5 protein-coding genes and 2 pseudogenes are annotated in these 4,755 nt (G+C 51.7%); all 7 read left to right on the top strand.

Annotated features, from left to right (window positions below):
- Positions 1-688, top strand: a pseudogene (locus E3E28_RS10560) (hypothetical protein); the annotation flags it as partial.
- A 4-nt stretch (positions 689-692) separates the two neighbouring features.
- Positions 693-2,780: a hypothetical protein gene (locus tag E3E28_RS10565; RefSeq protein WP_167889328.1), complete on the top strand. Its 2,088-nt coding sequence runs from the start codon at positions 693-695 to the stop codon at positions 2,778-2,780.
- A 113-nt stretch (positions 2,781-2,893) separates the two neighbouring features.
- Positions 2,894-3,358: a hypothetical protein gene (locus tag E3E28_RS10570; protein ID WP_206203900.1), complete on the top strand. Its 465-nt coding sequence runs from the start codon at positions 2,894-2,896 to the stop codon at positions 3,356-3,358.
- Between the two features lies 1 nt (position 3,359).
- Positions 3,360-3,866, top strand: a complete 507-nt coding sequence (locus E3E28_RS10575; RefSeq protein ID WP_240911861.1) for a hypothetical protein — start codon at positions 3,360-3,362, stop codon at positions 3,864-3,866.
- 11 nt (positions 3,867-3,877) lie between these two features.
- Entirely contained in the window at positions 3,878-4,222 is a 345-nt protein-coding gene (locus E3E28_RS10580; protein WP_167895477.1) for a hypothetical protein, read from the top strand.
- Entirely contained in the window at positions 4,212-4,478 is a 267-nt protein-coding gene (locus E3E28_RS10585) for a hypothetical protein (protein ID WP_167889331.1), read from the top strand. Before E3E28_RS10580 ends, E3E28_RS10585 begins: the two co-directional genes overlap by 11 nt.
- Positions 4,475-4,755, top strand: a pseudogene (locus tag E3E28_RS10590) (hypothetical protein); the annotation flags it as partial. The gene E3E28_RS10585 and the pseudogene E3E28_RS10590, both read left to right, overlap by 4 nt.

A 4,755-nucleotide genomic window follows, 5' to 3' on the forward strand; every position in this document is an offset into this window, starting at 1 on the left:
GACTTACACCGTCGAGCCGCTCCCGTTCAGCGTCCAGATGCCCTCGGAGTGGCAAGTGGGCACGAATGAGCTTCGCATCTCGGAAAGTTCTGGACAGAGCTATCTAATCACTGCGGTTCTGAAGGACAGCCAAGGCAATGAAGTCTGGAGCGATTCTTATGCCTTCAGTCCGTATGAGGCCCACACTTTCACGGTCAATGTCCCGAGTGAAGGCTCCTATACACTTGAACTCACCTGGAACGGCAAGACTGCCGTCTACTCCATCCAGGTGAACCCTGCGATTACCCTCAAGACGAAGACCATTACCGTCGAGAAAGGCGGCGAGGGAGTCATCACGCTCCACCTCAAGAACCCATCGAGCGATGTCCAGTACTACACCATCAAGGTCTCTGGCGGCTTCCTGCCGAGCGAGATAAACCAGAGCATCAGCGTTGCTCCATTGACTGAAAAGGATGTTTCAATAGCCTTCGCCGTGCCGGAAGACCTCACCTACGACGCCTACGAGCTGAACGTTGCCGTCATGCAGGGCAACGCTACCGTATTCTCCGACAAGGTTGCAGTGAGCATCTCTGAGGGTTCAGGATTCACGCTCTTCGGCGGCGGAAGCAACAGCGGAAAGACGATACTCTACGTCCTCGCGGGCCTCCTCGTCCTTGGAGGAGTGGTTTGGGCGCTGAGGAGGAGGTGAGCATATGAATATCAACCTCCCGATTTCTACACCCTTTTTTGAGATTAACACAAAGAAACTAAAGAGATTTGTAATTCATCGCTTGGTTCCAGTGCTTCTTGTGGTAGCGGTAATAGCATTTCTTGCAGGGGCAGGGATTACATACGGTGTAACTCACGGTGGGGGAGAGGAGAAAAAAGCAACTACACTAGGAGAAACCGCCAATAAAAACGCAACAACGGAAGATGTAGTAAATGGAAGGGACTATGAAGAGTGGCTAAAGCTCTCCAAGGAGGCACAGCAGGAAGCGTACAAGCAGCTCGCCAAGTACACGCAGATGCTGATGAGTGATTTTGTGAGCTATGACTACCAGCAGTCAGGGTCGCTCGGAGATCTGAAGGTTCAAGTGTACGGTCCAGACAAAATCTACGGTTTCAGTGCGTTTCCAGTCCAAATCAAGATAACTGTCGATAAGAAAAAACCAGATTGGGCCTACTTGCACCTGCACAGTGTTAAAGTTTACGTCATAAACACTGAAACCGGGCAGAAAATCTGGACGAGGACGTGGTCATGGTCTGGAGACGACGTTCCCCTCCTCAACGGTGACGAATTTGTTCTTGGAACCGTCCTAAAAGTGCCTGATGATTACGCATACCTCGTAAAAAGCGCAGTTTACTCCGGAACCTTCAACAGGGCAGTATATCACAACCTAACAAACGCAGTAGTGCCACGTTTTGAAATCGGGGTCGAGATTGATGCACAAAGAGAAATGTGGGAGTGGAAGACCGCAGACAGTCAAGCAGAGTGTGACAACCTTGCTGGAAGTAAGGAGCATGTCTATGACAGTAACACTTCAACATGCTATATCCTCTCGGACATAGTCGACACAGACGTTACTGGCGAAACCACTAGCGCCTATATGCACACCTCTGGAGTCCCCGACTTTGGACAGTGGGGCAATTTAACTGCAAGTGCCCCAAAGAGCCTGTTGAACTCTGAGTACGTGGAAATGTATCAAATCTTCCAGCAGCGGCTCTATGGAGCTCTGTCTAACTTTGAAGTCATCAGTATGGCGACACCAATCCACGTAATGGACTCAACGGCAAACTGGAAGTTCATCTTTGAAGCCGTTCCAGATTACTTTGACCCGCTAACAAAAATCAACGGAAAACCACCAGTTTTTGGTGATGACTTCAGGATTGCCGTTGCGAGAATTATCAAAGGCGGACAAACTTGGGAAATAGCCTACACCAAGTCCACTAAAATGACCGACTTCACCACCTCCTATGAACTAGGCCTACCCGTTAAGTACACCTCAACAAACGACACAATAGACTACGTTGTCGCGGGCCTGGCTTACCTCGAGCTCACGCGTGATGATGGAATCAAAATCCCCGTCTGGTACATGGTTGTTCCAAAGGTCTCTGTTCAGGAAAACATTGAGATCGCGTTCAAGGACAGCAGGATAAGGCCTCTCGTTGGGTTGACAAACAAGTCCCAAGTCACTGAGGCAGACATTCAAGCGGCCCAACAGCTCGTGAATACCATCAAGCAGGAACTTGAAAAGAAGAAACTCCAGGCAGACGAGCTCCGGGCAAAGGCTGAGACAATGAATATTCCTGAAGGCATTGAGTACGCAAAGAGGGCAAAGTCAGCATATGAGAATGCAGAGAAGGGCCTCGACAAGTATCTTGACGAAGTGAAAAAGGGCAAAGACGGGAAGTGGGCACTTAACTGGCTGAACTATGCCAGAAAAATGGAAGATGCTGGCGACTTCTGGCTTAACGCAGCAATAAAAGCAACCAATGGGCTCAAGGAGCATGCAGAATGGAATGCCGAGCAGGCGCAGAACATTGAGGCCCTCGCAAAACAGTACGAACCACACTTTGACATCTATGGATTCCTCCAGAACGGGATACAGTTACCCTTCGGATTGACACTTGTGGATGTCCTCGTGATAATCATTGCAGCGGCGGTTACCTGGTTCGGCAGACAATTCCTTGGGCCAATAGGCTCGATCCTTGGATTGGTCATCCTCGTGGGATGGTTCTCCGGCAAATTCGTTGGGGAACACTTGTTGGGGGGACTTATTGACAAGCTCAAGTTTTGGTGAGGTGGTGAAAAGTGGGGAACGCAAACAAGAATGAGGAGCGGCCCGGGTTTGGAGAACGGGCCGAGAATTTCTTTTTCAACAAGCTAGGCTTCAGAATAGCAACCACTGGAATAATGGCAGCAATCGCCTGGTACGCGCAGGAGAAGAGCGTCACGATAGCAGAATTCAACGCCGCCTACGCTAGCATTCCACTCGCCGGAATACTTCTCGCAATGCTCTTCGACTACGGTCTCGATACCGGCAAACTCTACAACAGAATGCTTGGCAGGGGCAAGAGCGGGCTTTCAAAGCTCGTATTCGCGTTTGGAGCAGTGTTCGTCTTCTTCATGATGTTCACCTGGCTCCTGGCAGGGACCATCACGCTGAACCTCGCCGCGGTAACTCCAGCCACCCTCGTCGCTTCGGCCCTCGTGGCTCTCATCGTCCTCCTGCCGAATACCGGAACCAGCGAGTGGCTCCTCTGGCTCTGGATTGCAGAGACCATAGTGACTGGCGGTGCACACCTGGCAATATTCCCGGCCATCTCGCTCTTCCAGATGGCCGTTGCGACACTCCTCGGAGGTGGTGCTCTTGGTTGATATGAAGAAGTTGAACAACGTGAATTATCTCATCAAACTGGTGCTGGTAGGCCTGATAGGCGGCTTTGTCCTGAGATGGGCCACTGACCAGAACATCACAGTGAACCAGTACGTTGAAGCAGTTGCCATGACTCCAATCTACGTCATCATTGCCATCGAAGTGCTGGACAAGCTCTCCGACAAAATGGACTATGAGTTTCTCGGTTTCGCCTACGGCTCAAAGTATGGAGTTAACAAGGTCATCATGAGCCTACTAATCGCAGGAATCGGTTTCGTTGCAGTACTTTACTTCATGACAGGTACTATCTCAATGACGGTTGGAGCCTACAACACTGGAGTTCTCCTCGCCGCGGCGACCTATGCACTGTACATTGTAGCACCAGAGACGGGAGATGATGAGTTGGTAGCGTTCCTCTGGATTGCGGCCACAGTTGCGACAGGGGGCAAATACCTCGATACAGCCTTCAGCCTGCCCTTCATCTCAAACCTAATCGCAATACTGCTCTGAGGTGACTCACAATGCTCGGCAGGATTGCAGCAGCCCTCATCGCTTACCTCCTCTGCATTTTCCACTTCAGCGGCGCAATGACTTCAGTAGCCGGCCTCTTCGGCCTCACGGGATTTTGGGCGCTCTTCATTCCATCGGCCTTAATCGGCCTCGCAGTCTACAGGATCGCAGACCTGGACAGTTGGGGACTGTGGGACGCGGCCGCGTTCCTCACCATTGGCAGTATTGCAATGCTCGCAATAACTTCAAACCCACAAGCAACCGCCCTCGAGCTCGTGAAGGGCGTAACTGGCTTCGGAATCGCTGGAATCCTCGCAGGACTAAGCATGAGGGGGAGGAGTGCGTATGGACGTTAACGCTCTGATTGTAGTCGGAATAATAGCAGTAGTGGGCTTCATCCTGCTCAAGAACCTCATCAGAACGCTCGTATTTGTCGCGATAGTGGTTGCGGGGATTTACTACCTCGCAAAGGCCGGCTACCTGCCGGACAGCGTCTCTAACTTTGTGCTGAACAGCCTTTCGTTCTTTGACAAGCTCGACGTTTCGGGCTGGATTGACAAGCTTTCCACGCTCCTTGACAAGATTAAAGACCTTGGAGGTGTGTTAAGTTGAGAAAGAAGGAAAGGCAGCTCGTAACAATCGGGCTTGTGGTGCTGTTCGCGGCCATAGCCTGGTGGGCGTACAGCGGGCACGCCAGCCCTGGCGTGATCCTGAACCTCGGCGACAACACCAGCGAAGAGACTACCTACCAGCTCGCCGTGGCAAACCTGCAGGCGAGTGTTGACCAGGCGACCGGCCACGTGACCGTCTCGTTCAGCCTGACGAACGAGGAGCACTTCAACATCAGCAGCGTCGAGATCCTCTACGCGCTCAACGTCGCCGACCCGAA

It is taken from the genome of Thermococcus sp. 21S9, from assembly GCF_012027635.1.
Taxonomy (GTDB): Archaea; Methanobacteriota_B; Thermococci; order Thermococcales; family Thermococcaceae; genus Thermococcus.